Annotated in this window: 17 protein-coding genes and 1 other RNA gene; 14 read left to right on the top strand and 4 right to left on the bottom strand. The window is 45.5% G+C overall.

Features of this window, described 5'->3' with window-relative positions:
• Positions 1 to 62 precede the first annotated feature (62 nt).
• An RNA gene (gene rnpB / locus ACUUJN_RS17775) (RNase P RNA component class A) lies at positions 63 to 461 on the top strand.
• Positions 462 to 877: 416 nt separating this feature from the next.
• On the opposite strand, the gene ACUUJN_RS17770 is transcribed toward rnpB, so the two are convergent.
• A complete protein-coding gene (locus ACUUJN_RS17770; protein ID WP_484668760.1) occupies positions 878 to 2098 on the bottom strand; it encodes an aminotransferase-like domain-containing protein in 1221 nt (406 codons plus the stop codon).
• A 116-nt stretch (positions 2099 to 2214) separates the two neighbouring features.
• Between ACUUJN_RS17770 and pdxR the strand changes: the two genes are divergently transcribed.
• Positions 2215 to 3690, top strand: coding sequence for a MocR-like pyridoxine biosynthesis transcription factor PdxR (pdxR, locus tag ACUUJN_RS17765; RefSeq protein ID WP_484668759.1), 1476 nt, complete (start codon positions 2215 to 2217; stop codon positions 3688 to 3690).
• Between the two features lie 88 nt (positions 3691 to 3778).
• Positions 3779 to 4009 carry a hypothetical protein gene (locus tag ACUUJN_RS17760; RefSeq protein WP_071558470.1) on the top strand — a complete coding sequence of 77 codons (231 nt, stop codon included), beginning with the start codon at positions 3779 to 3781 and terminating at the stop codon, positions 4007 to 4009.
• 57 nt (positions 4010 to 4066) lie between these two features.
• Here the strand turns inward: ACUUJN_RS17760 and ACUUJN_RS17755 are convergent, their stop codons facing one another.
• Positions 4067 to 5947, bottom strand: coding sequence for a S8 family peptidase (locus ACUUJN_RS17755; protein WP_484668758.1), 1881 nt, complete (start codon positions 5945 to 5947; stop codon positions 4067 to 4069).
• 186 nt (positions 5948 to 6133) lie between these two features.
• Between ACUUJN_RS17755 and ACUUJN_RS17750 the strand changes: the two genes are divergently transcribed.
• The 6 genes from ACUUJN_RS17750 (at position 6134) to thiI (ending at position 10940) form a co-directional block, all read left to right on the top strand.
• Complete coding sequence (locus ACUUJN_RS17750) at positions 6134 to 6640, top strand: YpuI family protein (RefSeq protein WP_023989471.1); 507 nt, start codon at positions 6134 to 6136, stop codon at positions 6638 to 6640.
• A gap of 187 nt (positions 6641 to 6827) precedes the next feature.
• Positions 6828 to 7055, top strand: a complete 228-nt coding sequence (locus tag ACUUJN_RS17745) for a DUF1540 domain-containing protein (protein ID WP_013311120.1) — start codon at positions 6828 to 6830, stop codon at positions 7053 to 7055.
• Positions 7056 to 7099: 44 nt separating this feature from the next.
• Positions 7100 to 7492, top strand: a complete 393-nt coding sequence (locus ACUUJN_RS17740) for a hypothetical protein (RefSeq protein ID WP_061828535.1) — start codon at positions 7100 to 7102, stop codon at positions 7490 to 7492.
• Between the two features lie 221 nt (positions 7493 to 7713).
• Positions 7714 to 8406 (top strand): lytic transglycosylase domain-containing protein, encoded by a 693-nt coding sequence (locus tag ACUUJN_RS17735; protein WP_076293500.1) that lies wholly within the window; start codon positions 7714 to 7716, stop codon positions 8404 to 8406.
• Positions 8407 to 8563: 157 nt separating this feature from the next.
• Positions 8564 to 9712 (top strand): cysteine desulfurase family protein, encoded by a 1149-nt coding sequence (locus ACUUJN_RS17730; RefSeq protein ID WP_484668757.1) that lies wholly within the window; start codon positions 8564 to 8566, stop codon positions 9710 to 9712.
• 1 nt (position 9713) lies between these two features.
• A complete protein-coding gene (gene thiI, locus ACUUJN_RS17725; protein WP_484668756.1) occupies positions 9714 to 10940 on the top strand; it encodes a tRNA uracil 4-sulfurtransferase ThiI in 1227 nt (408 codons plus the stop codon).
• A gap of 72 nt (positions 10941 to 11012) precedes the next feature.
• Here the strand turns inward: thiI and ACUUJN_RS17720 are convergent, their stop codons facing one another.
• Complete coding sequence (locus ACUUJN_RS17720) at positions 11013 to 11708, bottom strand: TerC family protein (RefSeq protein ID WP_025722107.1); 696 nt, start codon at positions 11706 to 11708, stop codon at positions 11013 to 11015.
• A 217-nt stretch (positions 11709 to 11925) separates the two neighbouring features.
• On the opposite strand from ACUUJN_RS17720, the gene ACUUJN_RS17715 reads away from it, so the two are divergent.
• The 5 genes from ACUUJN_RS17715 to ACUUJN_RS17695 all read left to right on the top strand — a co-directional run bounded on the left by ACUUJN_RS17715 (position 11926) and on the right by ACUUJN_RS17695 (position 18121).
• Entirely contained in the window at positions 11926 to 12585 is a 660-nt protein-coding gene (locus ACUUJN_RS17715) for a TerC family protein (protein ID WP_023989465.1), read from the top strand.
• Between the two features lie 94 nt (positions 12586 to 12679).
• Complete coding sequence (locus ACUUJN_RS17710) at positions 12680 to 13171, top strand: LiaF transmembrane domain-containing protein (protein WP_076295460.1); 492 nt, start codon at positions 12680 to 12682, stop codon at positions 13169 to 13171.
• 290 nt (positions 13172 to 13461) lie between these two features.
• Positions 13462 to 15303 (top strand): translational GTPase TypA, encoded by a 1842-nt coding sequence (gene typA, locus ACUUJN_RS17705; RefSeq protein WP_013311112.1) that lies wholly within the window; start codon positions 13462 to 13464, stop codon positions 15301 to 15303.
• Positions 15304 to 15428: 125 nt separating this feature from the next.
• Entirely contained in the window at positions 15429 to 16490 is a 1062-nt protein-coding gene (locus tag ACUUJN_RS17700; protein WP_023989463.1) for an LCP family protein, read from the top strand.
• A gap of 299 nt (positions 16491 to 16789) precedes the next feature.
• Complete coding sequence (locus tag ACUUJN_RS17695; protein ID WP_023989462.1) at positions 16790 to 18121, top strand: PhoH family protein; 1332 nt, start codon at positions 16790 to 16792, stop codon at positions 18119 to 18121.
• Between the two features lie 100 nt (positions 18122 to 18221).
• Here ACUUJN_RS17695 and ACUUJN_RS17690 read toward each other — a convergent pair whose 3' ends face one another.
• A complete protein-coding gene (locus ACUUJN_RS17690; protein WP_075154456.1) occupies positions 18222 to 19307 on the bottom strand; it encodes a hypothetical protein in 1086 nt (361 codons plus the stop codon).
• Positions 19308 to 19363 lie beyond the last annotated feature (56 nt).

Genomic DNA, 19363 nt, shown 5'->3' with positions numbered 1-19363 from the left:
TTACAATATTTTCAGGGTTGTATCATGCGTGCGTTCCCTGTATACTATGTAATGTTGTTCGGAAAGTTTGACAGACAATCGCTGGTGGCGTGAGCCGCGAGAGGAAAGTCCGGGCTCCATAGGGCAGGATGCTGGATAACGTCCAGTCAGCGCGAGTTGAAGGATAGTGCCACAGAAATGGACCGCCGATGGCCGCTTGCGGCACAGGCAAGGATGGAACCGAGGTGTAAGAGACCCCGAGGAACGCTGGTGACTTCGTTCCTGGTAAACCCCATCTGGAGCAAGACCTAATGGGACACAGCTTCTTCGCGAAGCAGCCTTAGCCCGAGGCGTGTCTAGGTTGGTCGCTGGAGCTGGATAGCAATGTTCGGCCTAGATAGATGATTGTCGCTTGTAGTGGGAGGGTAGTTCCCGTCTGTACCACGAATAGCACAGAACCCGGCTTACGGAAAACTTTCCCCACTGCAACACCTTAAAATGTATAAATTTAACTTTTGTAAATGACCTGTTTGCATGAAAGCTTTTAATCCAAATGTATTTATTGAATTAAAAAGGGTGTGTCATATTCCAATGGGAATCATGGCAGACCCTTTTTAACATACCGTATTTACGCAGAAAAGTGCCTTCTTAGAATGAAGCCCCCAGCATAATTACTGGGGGCTTTCATTTTAATTTTTACTTCCTCTACCGTAAAACCGTTCGAGGATGAGGCACGTAGTTAGCGTAGCAACGCATTTGAAATCTGTAGAAGCGAGGTCTGCACCTTTGTCCCAGATTCCACCATACTATTCAAATTCCAAACGAATCAGGGGGTAACAGCGATCGTAAAATCAAATGATTCGTGAAGCAGCCTCACGTACATATCCTGCCAACTCCATCATCGCACGCTTTTTACCACACTTTCCTCTGTGTACATCTTCAGTGCTCGATCCAATCGGTCAACCGCTTTAGGAAGCAGGGAAGGATCCGTATGCGTGAAGTTGATCCGCATATGGTTGCTGCCACTTAGGTCAGCATAGAAGACTTGTCCGGGGACAAATGCGACTCCTTCCTGAATTGCGAGTTGCAGCAACCGATCAGAACGGAAGCCCTCGGGTAGAGTAACCCACATAAACATACCGCCGAGTGCATCATTCCAGGTGATTCCTTCCCATTGACGTTCTTTCATCAGCGATGTGAGACGTAGCATACGAGTGTAGTACTCGGCGGACACGGTACGAATATGTCCGTCCAAGTCAAAAAAGTCCAATAACTCATTCAAAGCACGTTGATCAATACTGCTGGAGTGCAGATCGGCAGATTGTTTGGCATTCGCGACTTTAACGACGATAGCTTGATCGGCTACCAACCATCCAGAGCGAACACCAGGAGCAACGGTTTTAGAGAATGTAGAAGTGTACATCACATGACCGTCTCCACCTAGCTGTTGATCAATTGAGAAAAGGGATGGAAAGTTAAGGTTTTCGTCAAATTTAAGACGTCCGTAAGGATCATCTTCAAAAATCAAAGTGCCGTATTTACGGCATAGTTCAACAACGCCTGTTCTGCGCTCCATACTCCAAACACTTCCTGCTGGGTTGGAAAAGGTGGGGATGACATACACGAATTTAGGCTGATGTTTTTTGATCTTGGCTTCAAGATCTTCTAATTGCATACCGTTAGAATCTGTATCTACACTTACAATGTTGGCACCATAGGAATTAAATACCTGAAGAGCCGCCAAATAAGTAGGGGACTCCACCAATACAGTATCCTGCGGATCGAGCAACACACGCGAAACCAGATCAATGGTCTGCTGTGAGCCCGTCGTCATAATGATATTATCTCTGGTGACGGAGATGCCTTGGGATGACATGATTGCTGCAAGACGTTCCCGTAGAGGAATGTAGCCCTCGGTTAGGCCGTATTGAAGAGCGGTAGTACCGCCGAGGCGAAATACCCGCTCATAGGCTTTAGCAACAGCTTCGATGGGAAAAAAGGCATCGGCAGGAAGGCCGCCTGCCAGAGATAACACATCTGTTCCCTGTGTCAGCTTTAAAATGTCCCTTACCATGGACGAGCCCTGAGTACGAGCCATACCCGAAAATTTGTGTTCCAATCCAATCATCTCCTGTGTTCTATACTGTACTATGAAATTTGTTGTATTATATCGATAATGAAGTATAACAGTAAACGTCTAAATGTAACAGTTGATTTTTGGAGGGGACGGTTCCGATGCATATTGATCTCAGCCGCAATAGCAGTGTCAAATTATATTTACAGATTGCCAAAACATTAGCAGATCGTATCCAGTCTGGATTGCTGCCTCAGGGCACAAAGCTTCCCTCTGTCCGTCATTTGTCCAGTCTGCTTGCGGTAAGTCCCGTAACTGTAAGCAAGGCGTATGCTGAGCTGGAGTCTATTCATTTGGTTACCTGTACACAGGGAAAAGGTTGCTATGTAGCGGAGCCTTCGGTAGCTGTTCAACGTGAGGGAGCACAGGACTTGTCATGGCAAATGTCGCTGATCGATTATTTGCCGCGCGCACAGCTATGGAGAAACTTTAACCATAGCAGACAGTTTCCTTATTCTTTTCATATAGCAGCAATTCAACCGGAGCTTCTTCCTACACGCGAAATCATCGCTGATACTCAACGTCTATCCTCTGGAAATCCCGATGCAATGGCAGCATACGGGACTTTTGAAGGTGATTTAGCGCTGAGGGAAGTGTTTGCAGATCACCTGAACGAACGCGGTATATGCACAGTGGCAGAACAGCTGCTCGTGACTAGTGGTGCCCAACAGGGCATTGACTTGGTGGCACGGACCTTTGTTGGTTCTGGTGATGTTGTCTACATGGAGGCTCCTACATATACGGGGGCCATTGATGTGTTTACCAGTCGTGGTGCCAAAGTAATTATGATTCCGATGGATGAGCAGGGCATGAGGATCGATATCCTCACACGTCTCTGTGACACTCATCCCCCAAAACTAATCTACACGATACCCACCTTTCATAATCCTACCGGAGTAACTTTAACGATGGCCAGACGCACACAATTACTGGATCTAGCTCAAAGTTATCATTGCCTCATTGTTGAGGATGATCCATTTTCCGACCTATACTATAAAACAAAGCCGCCACTCTCTATCAAGGCGCATGATCAGTCCGGACATGTGATATATATCAAAAGCTTTAGCAAAACCGTTGCTCCCGGCTGCCGTATAGCTTGTGTAGCGGCCACTGGCAGTGTAATGGATCGTTTGGTGGCTGTCAAGTCTACTACGGATTTGGGGAGCCCTCTATTAACGCAAAAAGCGCTATTGCCCTTTATCAAGAACCGACTTGATCAGCATCTTGTTAGGTTGCGGGAACAAATGCGGGATCGGTTGACAGTCGCGTTGCATACGCTCCAGCGCTATGCTCCGCCAGAGGTCAGCTGGTATGCCCCCGAAGGCGGCTTAAATGTGTGGATTAAGCTTCCTCCTAATGTTGATATTCCAGAATTGGAGCGGCTGGCTGACCGAGAAGGAGTTTCCTTTTTACCTGGTGCAGTATGCTATGCAGGTGGTATGGACAGTAATCATATCCGTATTTCTTTTTCGTATGCGGACAAGGAAACACTTAAAACAGGTCTTCACAAACTGTGCCGTTTGTTGGGCGAACTGCTTGATCATTCGGTCATTGTTGAACGGAAGCCTATTTTATAAGGGATATTTGTATTAGGGGGTAAACATCCAAGCACAGCACCCGCCTTCTTAATATGCTGTACTAATTCACCGAAAGGAGTTGCACATTATGAGTCATTGCCCTTACGACCCGATCGTGTGCCCGCCGATCCAATTTGTAAATCATCAATTTTTCCCACAAGTCGTGCCTGTGGTTCATCCGATTGAAATTGTTAATCAGACGCACATTGTACCTGTACCTCATCACGTATTTCCGGTGAGTATAAAGGACCCTGGAGAACCTTGCTGTCATACTCGCAGCCATGGCAAGCGTCCTGTTCGAAGCAGTTCCAAGCGTTAATAAAGCCCAAAAAAGCAGCCATGGAGCAACATGGCTGCTTTTTTCCAATAAGGAATCTTACGTTTCCAGTTTCTTTAATATTGATTTTAACTTGTCACTTAAATGCTGTGGATAGAATTGCAAAGGAACATATGGACGTTGTGCTGCTTTCAACGCTTTATACACGTCAATTTGACCATATCCGAAATATTTGTCATGCCCGGGTGTGCCCAAGTCAATTACGCTGCTTCTCATTAAATCCATAACCTCTTTGTTGGTCAGATCGGGGTTAATGGATCGAATCAGTGCAGCAAGCGCTGATACATGGGGACTGGCCATTGAAGTACCCGACAGTGCAGCATATTGGTTCCCTGGGTACGTACTGGCAATACTTGCACCTGGAGCCATGACGTCTACATAATCTCCATAGTTAGAAAAGGATGCACGGTGCATAGAAGAATCTGTAGCGGAAACGGCAAATACTTCAGGATACGCTGCTGGATAGCCAGGTCGTTCCGTATTGTCATTACCTGTAGCTGCAACTAATACGACATCTTTATCATAGGCGTATTTGATCGCATCATGCAAAAATTCAGCTTGTGCGTAATTGCCCAGACTCAAATTGATGACCTTGGCCCCATGATCAGCTGCCCATATAATACCTTCTGCAACCGAGTAAGTCGTACCGGAGCCGGATTGGTCAAGTACCTTAATCGGCATGACTTTGTTGTACCATGTCATGCCAGCGACCCCCTCACCATTATTCACGAGGGCAGAAATGATGCCAGCGACGTGCGTTCCGTGACCGACGTCATCATAAGGCTTTTCAGACGGATTTACCACGTTATGACCTGAAAGGATTTGACCTTTTAGGTCGGGGTGATCCAAATCTACTCCCGTATCTACGACAGCGACAATTACGTCCTTGCTGCCTTTGCTTAATTTCCAACCCCGGTTGGTTTCAGTAGCCGGCAGATTCCATTGATAGCGGGAAAAGAGCAAATCATTGGGGATAGAGCTGTCCGCTTTGATAGGTGTTTTCTCATTGGTTAGATACATATAGTGAGGCTCAGTATAAAGCGGGTTCCACTTTCTTGAAAAATATTGCTTTAGCTCCTTGAAGTTCATCTTATCCGAATGAAATACATAGGTATAACCAAGCTTGCGGCCTGGCGCACAGTGTAAATCTGCTGCAATTTCCTGCAGCTGTCGTGAATCAGGATTGTGACGGAAGCGAACGACAATTTCGTTTTCGAAATAATGGCTTGCATTTTCGTTGTCATGGCCCGTCTTGACAGTAATATCGTGCAATGTGTCGGGATGTACGGATTCGATTTTGTAGCTGCCTTCTTTTGGGTAGGGAATCAAACGCAAATTCTTCCGCTGATGCTTCTCCACGTCACGCAATACTTGCTGACTGACCAGGGCAGCAACGCCGCATGTTCCGTCAGCCGATGGTTCTGCCATGACAAAATATTTACCGCCTTCAGCCTGAAATGCAGCAGATTCGTAGGATTTATTTTGCATGACGGAACGGCGAGCCGCAGCCAAGCTGCTTTTGATTTGAGGATGACTGAGCAGACGAGTTTGTGCTTTGCTGCCCGTATAGGTGCTCGTGTTCCCGTCGCGTGTGTGAATCCACAGTAACGTATGAAGATGACTGTGCGATTGCTGCAGTGTGCGAGTAAACTGTCTTTTCTGATCAGCAGTTTTACCATCAAGCTCCCGCATCACGTATTGAATATCCTGCCTTGCATCCATGCGTGTGAGGGTATCCGTAGCGGACAGGTCCAAAGCCAACATTCCTTTTTTGAGCTGCTTCTCTTGCTGTGGCACCATCTTGGCCGTATATTCGGGCTGCGGTGTATGGCGATGATCACGGGAAGGCAGCATCAGTGTGATGAGAAGCACCCCGGCAGCTGCTCCTAGCAGGGGTTTTAACCATTTTCGCCGAGACATGGGACCGTCCTCCTTGAGTATTCATAAATTTATGGTTTAGCGTGAGGAGGTTGGCATGTTTTTATACCTTTCAATGCTCATTTGTGGTAGGATAAATACTGAAAATTACAGCTCTTTCGGTTAGAAGGGACTATTTTCGGGTAACCAAATTGATGAACAAGCAACAAATAAGGGGGAGCTGCCTTGATGTCAGCAGTCAACGTACAAAAATTATGTGAGTCGGCGCAGGAGAGACTGAAAACTGCCGTGAAACGGGTGGAAACATTCCTCAATGAGCATGCTCTGCCGCAACTGGCTACAGATGGCAATGAGGAGTCCGTACTTTTTTACAAAGGCTTTTTGTCGGATCTCCGTCATGTCCTTGTTTTTTCCGAAGTATCTTATGAAAAGCTGGGTGTGGCTTTACGCCGTGCCAATTTTGACGTCGATTTTGCGGAAAAGGCATTGTATAACGTTTACCATGACTGCGTGAACAGCTTTTTTTATCCCAAAAATGAATCTTACGCAGAGGATGGACGCTATGCGTATACGGGACAAGATGCTATTCGCTTCCGTAAAACGCCAGTGCCAGCCGCTCGCGAAGTGATCATGGACATTACGAAAAATTTTGAAGAATTGCGTGATGATCTGACTTATTATGAAAGTGACTATTTGACTCAGCGCCGGATGCAGACTCGACGTACTCATGCCTAAAGCATTCAACGGGGAAGATCATTTCTAATCAAAAACTAAAACAAGACAAGCAAGCCGTTTTCTACTTGCTTCCTGCCATTTTGGAGGAGGTGAAGGAAACGGCTTTTTTCGTATGTCACCAACTGCCATATACCATGAACGCATAGGTGCAGGGTAGCGGGGGGACAATGAATCCGAGGTGATGATCATGAGCCAAGAGGCCAAGCCAATCGTTAAGTGTAGCGTAGCCAATTGCCATTATTGGGGAGAAAACAACTTGTGCAAGGCAGATTTGATCATGATTGAAGTTGATGGTCATGCCGGTAAGAAATTTAAAGAAGAATATGCGGGAGAAAGCTTCAGTTCAGAAGAACGTGATAAGGCTGCCACGTCAGCCGCAACCTGTTGCCACACTTTTAAGCCGAAGTCCGTGTAAATTTTATTACGCGATTCATTTCGCATTTGGAGGTGCAGTTTATTATGGAAGATCATGAAAATGACAAGCATCAGAGTAAAGAGCATGTTAGCCGCGAACGTGTAGATTACCCCCGTCACATTCATGAACGATCTGCCAAGCGCCGTAATGATCGTGAGGAATATGCAGCAGAGGTTGCTCCCGGCTCAGCTGTGACTCGACATGAGGTTAAGGGTGAAGAGCAGGTTATAAACAATAGTGGCCGTATTTCTGGCTATATTGGTCTGGCTGCAGGAATTGCCTCATTGTTTATGTGGTCAATTGTGCTGGGACCTATTGCTGCAGTTTTAGGTTTTTTTGCTTATGTGAATGGCAGCAAAACGACCGGCATTTGGTCGATTGGTCTGGGAGCGCTGGCGACATTGAGTTATTTTGCTTTTATCCCGTTCGTTCGTTGACCCTACTGGAGAACAAGCTCAGTTTTCTTTTGTATATCCGAGAAAAATCATCTTAGTGATATAATTACATTAAAGCTGATCTATAAAGCTCCGCTGTCTTTTCGACAGAAACGGAGCTTTTTTTCATCAAAAGGTATGGAAGTACATAGTAAAAAGTTGTATCATAGCAGTAATGACAAGCTATTTGGGATATAACAACTATAGAAAGTTGGGAACACCACATGCAAATTGATCCGCGCGTGTCCAAGTCCATGTTAGACATGCAGCTCTTAAATAATATGAGTGCTACAACCCAGACGGGTACAACGGACGCTTTTTCCGGATTACTGGAACAAGTAGGTCAGTTGGAAACAGATGGTGCTGTGACACGAGAAAATTCAAGTGATGTTACCAGAGACGAAAACGGTTTGCTATGGCTTCAATTGGGACCTTCGAGGGGGACGGCTTCGTCATTGTACCCCGCTCCTTCCAGCACAGCAACAGACGGACCCACAACACCTACAGCATATGATGATTTGATTAACGAGGCTAGCCAGAAATACGGCGTTCCAGTAGCGTTGATTAAAGCGGTTATTGATACGGAATCTTCGTTTAATCCGTCGGTCACTTCTTCGGCCGGAGCCAAAGGGCTTATGCAGCTTATGGATGCTACGGCTCAAGGCCTGGGAGTCAGCGACCCATATGATCCTGTTCAAAATATTGATGCCGGTGTTCGTTATTTGTCCTACCAGATTAAACGATTTAACGGACAAGAAAATATGGCGCTGGCTGCATATAATGCAGGTCCCGGACGAGTGCAGCGGCTTGGTGTAAATAGTGATGAACAGTTAATGGCTGTACTGGACAAGCTTCCGCTGGAAACGCAAAGATATATTACCAAAATTCAAAATGCACGTGAAAAATATACGATCTAAGCCCTATAGCTTACAACGAAAAAAGTGCGTAATTTCAATTAGATTAGGTCCGCAGACAGGATCAATATGGGGAAAGGGTGTCGCTATAATGTAGCGGCCTTTCCTTGTTTTGGTCTTTTTTTGTTGCAGCAGTTATAGAGCGGAAAAGGGGAGTGCAATGAAATATTTTGATTATGCCGCGACAACTCCGCCTTTTGAAGAGGTGATTACAACAGTTGCCGAGGTCATGAGACGCCACTACGGGAACCCATCCTCGATGCATCGATATGGAGAGGATGCGGATAAGTTGCTTAAGCGTTCGCGCGAAGTATGTGCTGCGGCTTTGGGAGTGTATCCATCAGAGATTGTCTTCACATCTGGGGCAACGGAAAGCAACAATCTTGCTGTCAAGGGAGCAGCTTTGCAGTATCAGACCAGAGGCAAGCATATTGTTACTGTATCGACAGAGCACCCGTCTGTGTATGAAGCTTGCAGACAACTGACAAATCTGGGCTTTGAGGTTACATTTTTACCTGTCGATGCAGAAGGGCATGTGAGCGCCGAACAGGTTTGTGCCGCTGTCCGTAAAGATACGATTTTAGTCAGTATCATGCATGTCAATAATGAGACGGGAAGGGTGCAACCGTTGCATGATATCGGAGCTGCGCTCAAGAAACAGTTCCCCCGTGTGCTATTTCATATTGACGGTGTACAGGGGTTTGGAAAGCTACCGGTTGATATCCGGGGCTGGCAGGCTGATCTGTACAGCCTCTCTGCGCATAAGCTGCGTGGACCCAAAGGTGCTGGACTACTATTCGTTCGGGAAGGTGTGGAGCTTTTCCCACTGCATAGTGGCGGCTCTCAGGAGCAGGGTTTTCGTGCAGGTACGGAAAATGTACCGCTGCTAGTCGGTATGTCTAAGGCGGTAAGGTTGGCGGGCGAACGGCAAGCAGAGACAGCACGCCGTATGACCGAGTGGAGAGAACGGGTGGTCGCAGAAGTGAAGACAATCCGTCAACTGCGGCTGAACAGCGGGGAAGAAGCGCCGCATATTGTCCACTTTTCGTATCCGGGCATGAAGGCCGAGGTAATGCTGCATACGTTGGAGCAATTGGGTGTGGTAGTATCCACCAAATCGGCTTGCTCTTCGAAATTGGCTGAACCCAGTCGGGTGCTGCTGGCGATGGGATGCAATGAGGCGGAAGCGTCTGGCGGCATTCGTATCAGCTTCGGTGATGAACATATGGAACAGGATATCGATGAGCTTATACTTGCACTGCGACAGGCTGTGGCCAAGCTGGAATCCCTTGAAAGGTGGAAACGTTAAAATGCACTATGATATGCTGTTACTTCGCTTCGGTGAATTTACATTAAAAGGGAAGAATCGGACTCGTTTTGAAAAGGCTGTACTGAATCACGTGAAGCTGCTGCTCAAACCGTTTCCCGGTGCTTCTTTGCGGAAGGAATTTGGACGAATTTATGTGGTTCTCGGAGGAGAGCCTTATGAACAGATCATTCAGGTGTTACAAAAAGTGTTTGGCATCACGACAATAAGTCCTGTCAAAATGGCTCCTGTCGAGCTGGGTGCTATCATTGAGACCGCTGTAGCTTTGATGCGTGAGCTGAATGTGACCGATGGAACGACGTTCAAGGTAAATGCCCGCAGAGTATGGAAGGAGTTTGCTCATTCCTCACAAGAGATGAATCATTTAATTGGTTCTCCTATATTGCGAGAGTTTCAAGCTTTGAGGGTCGATGTACATCAACCAGATATTGAGTTACGTGTGGAGGTTAGAGAGCAGGCGGCCTATATATTCAGCGATGTTATTATGGCTGTAGGGGGCTTTCCGTTAGGAACGAACGGTAAAGCTATGCTGCTGCTGTCTGGTGGAATTGACAGCCCGGTAGCAGGGTGGTCTTCCATGCGTAGAGGATTGGAAATTGAATGTGTGCATTTTTATAGCTATCCGTTTACAAGTGAGCGTGCGAAAGAAAAGGTCATTGAATTGGCAAGGGTCTTAGCAGGCTATGCGGGTCGGATTAAAATCCACCTTGTGCCGTTTACAGAGGTGCAGACGGCCTTTACGCGTACTGGACAGGATAATCTGATTATTACGCTAATGAGACGGTCTATGTTACGAATTGCAACGATGCTGGCTGAGCGTGAAGGAGCACTGGCACTCGTGACGGGCGACAGTCTGGGGCAAGTCGCTAGTCAAACGTTATCCAGCATGAATGTGATTGGCCGTTCGACAGAATTACCATTGCTGCGACCTCTCGTAATGATGGATAAGCAGGAAATCACGGAAATCGCAAAGCAAATTGGCACCTACGATCTATCCATCCTTCCATATGAGGATTGCTGCACATTGTTTGTTCCCAAATCCCCAACCACCAATCCGAATTTGTGGGTTGTTCAAAAGATTGAAGCCTCTATTCGGGATTTAAATGCCTTGATTGAACAGGCTGTGGCTGCAACGGAGACACTTGTCCTGGAGGCAGGTGGAGCTATAGAGGGGCGTAAAGAGGAAGTTATACAGGAAGATTGGTTTTAATTTAAAAAGGCAGACCCACCAGCTAATTTGGGTCTGCCTTTTTATTTTAGTTAAAACAGTTTTTGAATCATTTTAGACGGCTTTTTCTCGACTGGATACTGCTCTGCGATTTTGAAGATATCCTGTGAGCAAAATACCAGCCATAACTGCGGCAATAAACAAGATACGCAGCGCAGGGTGCTCGGTAAAATAGGGTTCCAGCTTACGTTCTTCAGTAATCATATTAGAGGCTGTATAACCAAGAACAGCCGATCCCAAATAGATAATCCAGGGGAATTTATTGATCAGTTTGATAAAAAGAGTGCTACCCCATACAACGATCGGTACGCTAATTAACAGGCCCAGCACTACAAGTAGCAAATGCTGCTGGGCCGCGCCAGCAACAGCAATCACGTTGTCCAGACCCATAGCCGCATCGGCTACAACAATCGTGCGGATAGCACCCCATAACGTTGTTCCCGCTTTGACTTCGGTATGGTCCTCCTGGTCTACGAGTAACTTATACGCGATCCAGACTAACATGACACCCCCGATGAGTAACAACCACGGTACTTGAAGCAACCAGAGTACCACAATGGTGGCTGCTATGCGAATGAGCAGGGCACCACCGGTACCGTACAGTATCGCTTTTTTTTGCGTGGCAGGAGGCAGCTTTCTGGCGGCAAGTCCAATTACAATCGCATTATCTCCTGCGAGCAGAAGATCAATAAATATCACATTAAGCAGTAGCCAAAAGAACTGAAGTCCGGACATATCAATCGTTCTCATCTCCCTGATTAAACATCCTAAAATCATTGTATGTTGTTTATTTTAATACCCGTTTTTCGGAAATACGATTCATTATATTGCTGTTTGTTATTGATTTCAAGGTCTTTACTCAACAAATTTGACATCAATTTTTAATAAATGATGACTTATTTGACAAGGCTTATAAGCATAGCCTCGTCCTATTTCGCATACAAGTAGGATGGGGGTGTTTGTACACATGGAGCATATCATTTTGCTGTTGAAAATATTAATGATTAATTTGGTATTAAGCGGTGATAATGCAGTTGTTATAGCCATGGCGAGCAAAAACTTGCCTGCAAGGCAGCGGAGTCAAGCTATATGGTGGGGGGCAGTCGGTGCAGTCCTCCTGCGCTGTGTTTTGACTTTTGTAGCTGTCATTTTGCTGGGCATACCCTTTATTCAGGCGGCAGGCGGTCTACTTCTGTTATGGATTGCGTTTAAGCTGCTTTATGAGAATGAGGATCATGTGGGAGTCAGAGCAGAAACAACCATATGGAAGGCTATACAGGTGATTCTGGTAGCGGACTTTGTGATGAGTCTAGATAACGTATTAGCTATTGCAGCCCTAGCAGATGGGGATATCGCCATTATCGTCATTGGTATTGCAATTAGCATTCCGATTGTCGTCTGGGGCAGCAACGTGATTGCGATCTGGCTTCATCGGTTCCCTGTACTTGTTTTGCTTGGATCTGCAATCCTGGCTTTTACGGCAGGAGAAATGCTACTCCGTGATCCCCGATTGGGTGTGTGGTTAGCAGGTGCGGGGGAGCTAATACATGCATGGTTACCGGGACTTTTGGCCGCAGCAGTTGTCATTGTAGGAATATATCGTCAGTTACGAGCTCGCCATATTTGAACGTAGTTTTTTTGGAAAACATCGGCTAAAATATACTTAAAAACAATCACATTAAAAGACCTAAAAACAAATTCAGCAAACAAAGGAGACCACGATGAATTCCGGAAAAGAGCGTATGATCGGAGTGGGCATTGTTGCCGTAGGACTGATTATTTTGTTGGGGAAACTGGGGACGTTCTCCTTCTTGGGACGAAACTTTTGGCCTTTGCTGTTTTTAATACCTGGAATCGTACTGCATGCAATGTACATGAAGCGTAAAGTTTCACCCTTTATGTTGCTGCCGGCAGGGATTTTGTCGGTTTATGGCTTCTTATTTTTGCTCTGCAATATTTGGGGCTGGCATTTAATGGCCTATTTATGGCCTTTGCTACTTCTAGGTGTGGCGATTGGATTATGGCAGTACGCCATTAATGATATTTCGCTTTCTCGTAATGTTTATACAGGGGGCGTGATATTGGGGTTGATATCGGTGTTTTTATTGGTCATTACCCTGCTAAGAACGGGCATCATATATGTTATTGCAGTTTTACTGATCGGAGCTGGAATCTGGTTGGTCCTAAACAACCGTGGCAAACGCAAAAGGTAAAACGACAAGCTGTGAGATTTTATGGCGGTAAATTACGGAACAGGCAATAATGTCTTGCTTTATGACATATTTCAACTATAATATAATGGATATGATAAGAGCGTCGGAGATTTCTGACGCTTATTTTAAGGTTTTCACGCGAATCGGAGAGAGAAGCTGTCTGTACAAAGCCTGAAACATATAGAAGGCTGGCAGGGAGTGGGCCTAAAGAACGATTGTTAGCCTTGAATTAGCACTGCTTCAGGATAGAGACACTATTTTGATATACGGAAAGGATATGGATACAAACCATGCATGCAAGAGAAAACATTCGCAATATTGCGATTATTGCCCACGTCGACCACGGAAAAACGACGCTTGTCGACAAGCTGCTTCAACAGTCCGGAACATTTAGAGAACACGAGGCTGTTCAGGAGCGCGCCATGGACTCCAACGATCTGGAGCGTGAACGCGGTATTACGATTTTGGCTAAAAATACAGCAATCACTTACAAAGATTACCTGATTAACATTGTAGATACACCGGGACACGCCGACTTTGGTGGCGAAGTGGAACGGATTATGAAAATGGTTGACGGTGTTTTGCTCGTCGTTGATGCTTACGAAGGTTGCATGCCGCAAACGAAATTCGTACTGCGTAAAGCGCTGGAACAAAATCTGACGCCTATCGTTGTAGTTAACAAAATTGACCGTCCGGCAGCTCGTCCGGCAGAAGTCATTGACGAAGTATTGGATTTGTTCATTGAGCTGGGTGCGAATGATGAGCAATTGGAATTCCCTGTTGTGTACGCTTCGGCGCTGAACGGAACATCCAGCATGGATGCTGAAAAGCAAGACGATAACATGCAAGCATTGTACGAAACAGTTGTAGAGCACATTCCGGCTCCAACTGAGAAAGTAGATGAGCCTCTTCAATTCCTCGTAACACTGATGGACTATAACGAATACCTTGGCCGAATTGCAGTAGGTCGTGTAAACCGCGGTATCATCAAGCAGGGGCAAGCAGTCACAGTTATGCAGCGTGATGGTAGCAGTAAATCAGCGCGTATTGAGAAGCTGTTCGGCTTCCAAGGTCTGAAACGTATTGAAACTGACCAAGCGGGCGCTGGTGACATTGTGGCGATTGCGGGAATTAAAGATATCAACATCGGTGAAACCATTGCCGATCCAAATCATCCTGAAGCATTGCCTGTACTGAAGATTGATGAGCCAACGCTGCAAATGACCTTCCTGGTTAACAACAGCCCATTCGCAGGTCGCGATGGTAAGTGGGTAACATCCCGTAAATTGCGTGAGCGTCTTCTGAAAGAACTCGAAACGGATGTCAGCTTACGTGTTGATGAAACAGATAGCCCGGACGCCTTTATTGTATCCGGACGTGGTGAGTTGCATCTGGGTATCCTGATTGAAAACATGCGTCGTGAAGGTTACGAACTGCAAGTGTCCAAACCGGAAGTTATCGTCAAGGAAATTGACGGTAAGAAAATGGAGCCAATCGAACGTCTCCTCATTGATATTCCGGAAGAAAGCATGGGCGCGGTTATGGAAAGTTTGGGCTCCCGTAAAGCCGAAATGGTTAACATGATTAATAACGGCACCGGACAGGTTCGCTTGGAATTCCTGATCCCTGCACGTGGTCTGATCGGTTACACTACAAACTTCCTGACTTTGACTCGTGGTTACGGCGTAATGAACCATGCGTTTGACAGCTATGGACCATTTGTTGGCGGTCAAGTAGGTGGACGTCATCAGGGTGTTCTCGTGTCAACGGAAAACGGCAGCTCTACATTTTATGGTATGCTGGGCGTAGAAGATCGCGGTATTTTGTTCCTGGAGCCAGGTACTGAAATCTATGAGGGCATGATCGTTGGGGAGCACACACGTGATAACGACATCGTCGTTAACATTTGTAAAGAAAAACAATTGACAAACGTTCGTTCAGCAACAAAAGACGATACAGTTAAACTGAAAACACCTGTTATCTTCTCTCTGGAGCAGGCGCTCGAATATCTGAATGATGATGAGTATTGCGAAATTACGCCTAATGCCATCCGTTTGCGTAAAAAGATCTTGAACAAAGGTGAACGCGAGCGTGCGGAGAAACAACGTAAAACAGCACAAGCAAATACGTAATTGATTGGATTGGTCTTTGGCCACAGCGGCGACGCCCGGGAACGGGATGCGCCGCTGTATGTGTTTTAGGATTGTAAACTTGGAGAAAGCGATATTTCTCAAAACGCAGGAAAAGGTGTTGAAGCATGAGTAATCTTTCGAACGGATTGCCTCCCCGGACACAAAGCGGGAAAAAATCCGCCAAACCGAAAAAAACGAAAAAGAAAAAAAGCTTTTTCAGATCGTTTATGAAGTTTGTCTTGTTTTTGCTCATTATAGGTATTTTGGCAGTAGGTGGTTATACCTACTATATTTACAATCAGGTAGAGGAAGTTTTGGATACGGGGATCAACAAGGAAGTACCCAAAACACAATTGGCTGAAGCTAAGCCTTTGACTATCTTATTGCTGGGAACCGATTACCGCCCTGATCATCCGACTTATTTGTCAGACGTTATTATGGTAGCTACATTAAACCCCAATACCAAATCGTCTACCATCGTGTCTTTACCGCGCGATACGCGTCTAGAAATGGATGGATATAAACCACGCAAGTTGAATGAGTATTATCCAGTGTTTAAGGCTAGAGAGAAAGAATCTGGTGAAGTTGCTGAAGAGCAAATGAAGAAGATGATCGGCAAATATTTAAACATTGATATCGATTATGTGACGGTTATTAACTTCCAGGGCTTTAGAGATGTAGTAGATAATTTGGGTGGCGTAGATGTGACGGTTGATAAAAACATGTGTTATCGTGACCGTGCAGATGGTACCGATATTAACCTGACAGCTGGAGCCAAGCATTTGAACGGTGATCAGGCTCTTGATTTTGTTCGCTACCGCAAATCGAATTGTCGTCCAAGAACAGCTGAATCTGACGATTTTGATCGCAATCGTCGACAAAATCAGGTGCTTCATTCCCTAATTGACCAAATGCAATCCTTTAACGCTTTGACCAAGTTTAGCGCAATTATTAAATCGGTTGATAAGAATATGATGACAGATATCGAGTCACAGCAAATGAAAAATATCGTACAAACCTATTGGAATATTTCCAAGCAAAATGTGAAATACAATCCGGTGGCAGGAACGTGGCGTAGCCCGTATGTGTACATTGATGAGCAACAGCTCGATTTGGCCAAACAAGCGCTACAAGAGGAATTAGCTAAAAAAGCAAGCGACACTACTGCAGCTTCTTCCAATTCCTGAGTATGTATCTTTCTCCTCTCTTATGTTATACTCGCAGCGAGTAAAGCTCTTATATAACATAAGGGGGTTGAGGTATGTCTAAAGTTATAGTGAACCAAGTCTAGGTCCAGTGAGCAATCACTGGGCCTTTTGTGTCTAATTTTAAAAATGTACAGGCTCAGAGCTATCTTCACTACAACTTTTCGTTGCTTTATCTGCTTTGGGGTTCTTTTTTCAGGGAATCAGCAAGTATTGGGTACCCGGTGAATAGGTATAGGTATGAAACACGAGATTGTCCACGCCGCTTTGGAGGGGATTTAATGAAGAAAATTTTTGTGCTGGATACGAATGTGCTGCTGCATGATCCGAAAGCCATTTTTACCTTCAAAGAACATGAAGTTGTCATTCCAGCTGTTGTTCTGGAAGAAATCGACTCCAAAAAACGCAACGCGGATGAGATTGGACGGAATGCCCGCAATGTATCGCGATTGTTGGACGGGTTAAGAGAAGTAGGTCATCTGCACAGTGGCGTTCCACTTCCCCAGGGTGGGAGGCTTAAGGTTGAGTTAAACCACCGAAGTTTTTTGAAAGTTCAGGAGATGTTCGGGGAGGTTTCGAACGATAACCGGATTTTGGCGGTCGCCTTGAATTATCATCTGGAAGAGCAGGAGCAGCCTGAACCACGTTCGGTCGTTTTGGTCAGTAAAGACGTGCTGGTCAGGATCAAGGCAGATGTACTGGGACTGCTGACCGAAGACTACCTATCCGATAGAACAGGCGATCTAAGTGAGCTATATCCCGGATACTCGGCAATACAGGTGCACCCGTCCATCATAGATGAATTTTACTCTAACCGTTTTTTACCAATCAAGCCACTGGAACTACCTTATACGCTGTATCCGCATGAATTTGTTATTCTGAAAGATGAAATGGGAACTGGAAAATCAGCTTTGCTGAAAGTGAATCAGGAGGCAGAGCGATTAGAGCCGCTGTACTTAAGTAACGAATCGGTGTGGGGAATCAGCGCGCGTAATGCTCAACAGCGGATGGCATTGGAGCTTTTGCTTAATGACGATATCCCTCTCGTGACCATTACAGGAAAAGCGGGTACGGGCAAAACGCTGCTGGCGCTGGCGGCAGGTTTGCTTAAGGTAGAGGATGAACATCGCTTCAAGAAACTGCTGATTGCTCGGCCTGTTGTTCCTATGGGTAAGGATATTGGTTATTTACCGGGAGAAAAGGATGAAAAACTTCGCCCGTGGATGCAACCCATCTACGATAATCTAGAGTATCTGTTTGATGCCAAAAAATCAGGTGATATCGACAAAATTTTGATGGGCTTGGGCAGTATTCAGGTGGAGGCACTTACTTATATTCGTGGGCGTTCGATACCTGGGCAATTTATTATAGTCGATGAGGCGCAAAACTTATCCCGACATGAGATCAAAACGATTGTGTCCCGGGTGGGTGAGGGGAGCAAGATCATTTTGATGGGAGATCCGGAGCAGATTGATCACCCTTATCTGGATGCAGCCAGTAACGGTCTAACCTATGTGGTGGAGCGGTTTAAGCAAGAAGGGATTAGTGGGCATATCATGTTGGAAAAAGGAGAACGCTCCAAGCTTGCGCAGTTGGCAGCCGATCTACTATAAAATCCCTACCGTTATTACAATAATAAAGACCTCGGGAATCTCCCGGGGTCTCTTGTTTTATACACGTAAAAATTCAGAACAATGAAAGGTGAGCAAAATTTTACTTAAAGTTTAATTCGAGCTTAACTTCAAGCATTCCTGCTAAAGTGCGTACTTCTGTGGCTTTGACATATGAAATAAGCTGCTGTGGGTAGAAACCCAGATCAAAATCCTTTTCCAGCTTGTTGCGGGTCGTATCAGGTAGCTCCAGACCATTAAATACCAATCGATCCACATGAAATAAAATTGCATTTTTCGGCTCATTCTCTAGCGTGTAGTGACCTTCTACCCTTAATTTCATCGTTCCCTGCTGACCTTCTACCACAATTCGATCCTGCGCAAATGTAAAGTTGAAGTGATTAAACAATTCATTTTCTGACTTTAAAAAACGGTTAAAGTCCTCTTCACGAATGCTTATCGTAATGACTTTTCCATTTGTAACCATGGCACCTTGTTGTTGTTGAATGAATTGTGGTAAATTCTGCATAGCTTGTGCTAATGCTTTAAAGTGCTTATTTACCTCGTAGACACCTACATTCTCCCAATAAGCTGTCATTTCGCCAATTAGCTTGCGTAGGGTATCCGGGTCATTACTGGCGTTAACGCCGTCATTTACACGCGACTGAAGCAGGGCAATGCGTTTACGTTGTGCCAGTAAGTTTGTTTTGACAGTCTCCAGTTCCATTGAGGCTTGGGTGACTTGTTGTTCTGTTTTTCGCATAGATTGATAATTGGATTCATATTCTTGAAGCACATCCTGATCGTGATTAATCAATAATAAGTAGTAATCGTACAGAGAGAGAAGTTGCCTTATACTTTTCGCCCCTAGCACCACACTCAACAGTTTGTCCCTTTCCCCCATATAATAAGATCGCAGCACAGAACCTGCACGCTTCCGTTGTATGTTCATTTGCTCTTGCTGAACGGTGAGATTACTTCGCAGTTCCTGCTGACGCTGCAAAAGGGTATGCTGCTCCTGACTGATTCGCTCAATTTCATGGTCTATCTCTACAATCGACAGGCTATCTTGTAAAATCTGACTTTCTTCATGGGAGGGAGCGGCCAGGGTAGGACGTACATATATGAAAGTTAGCAACATAATGGTGGTCAGCAGGGTGCTGATTGTGATTTTTATTCGTTTGTTCATTTGGTTTCCCCTTTTATGTATTCCCGAAAAAAACTAATGGTAATGTATATGATCCT

Source organism: Paenibacillus sp. LRG-1 (assembly GCF_057220305.1).
Note: the sequence above shows the minus strand (reverse complement) of the source record. Positions and strands in the feature narration are given on the sequence as shown.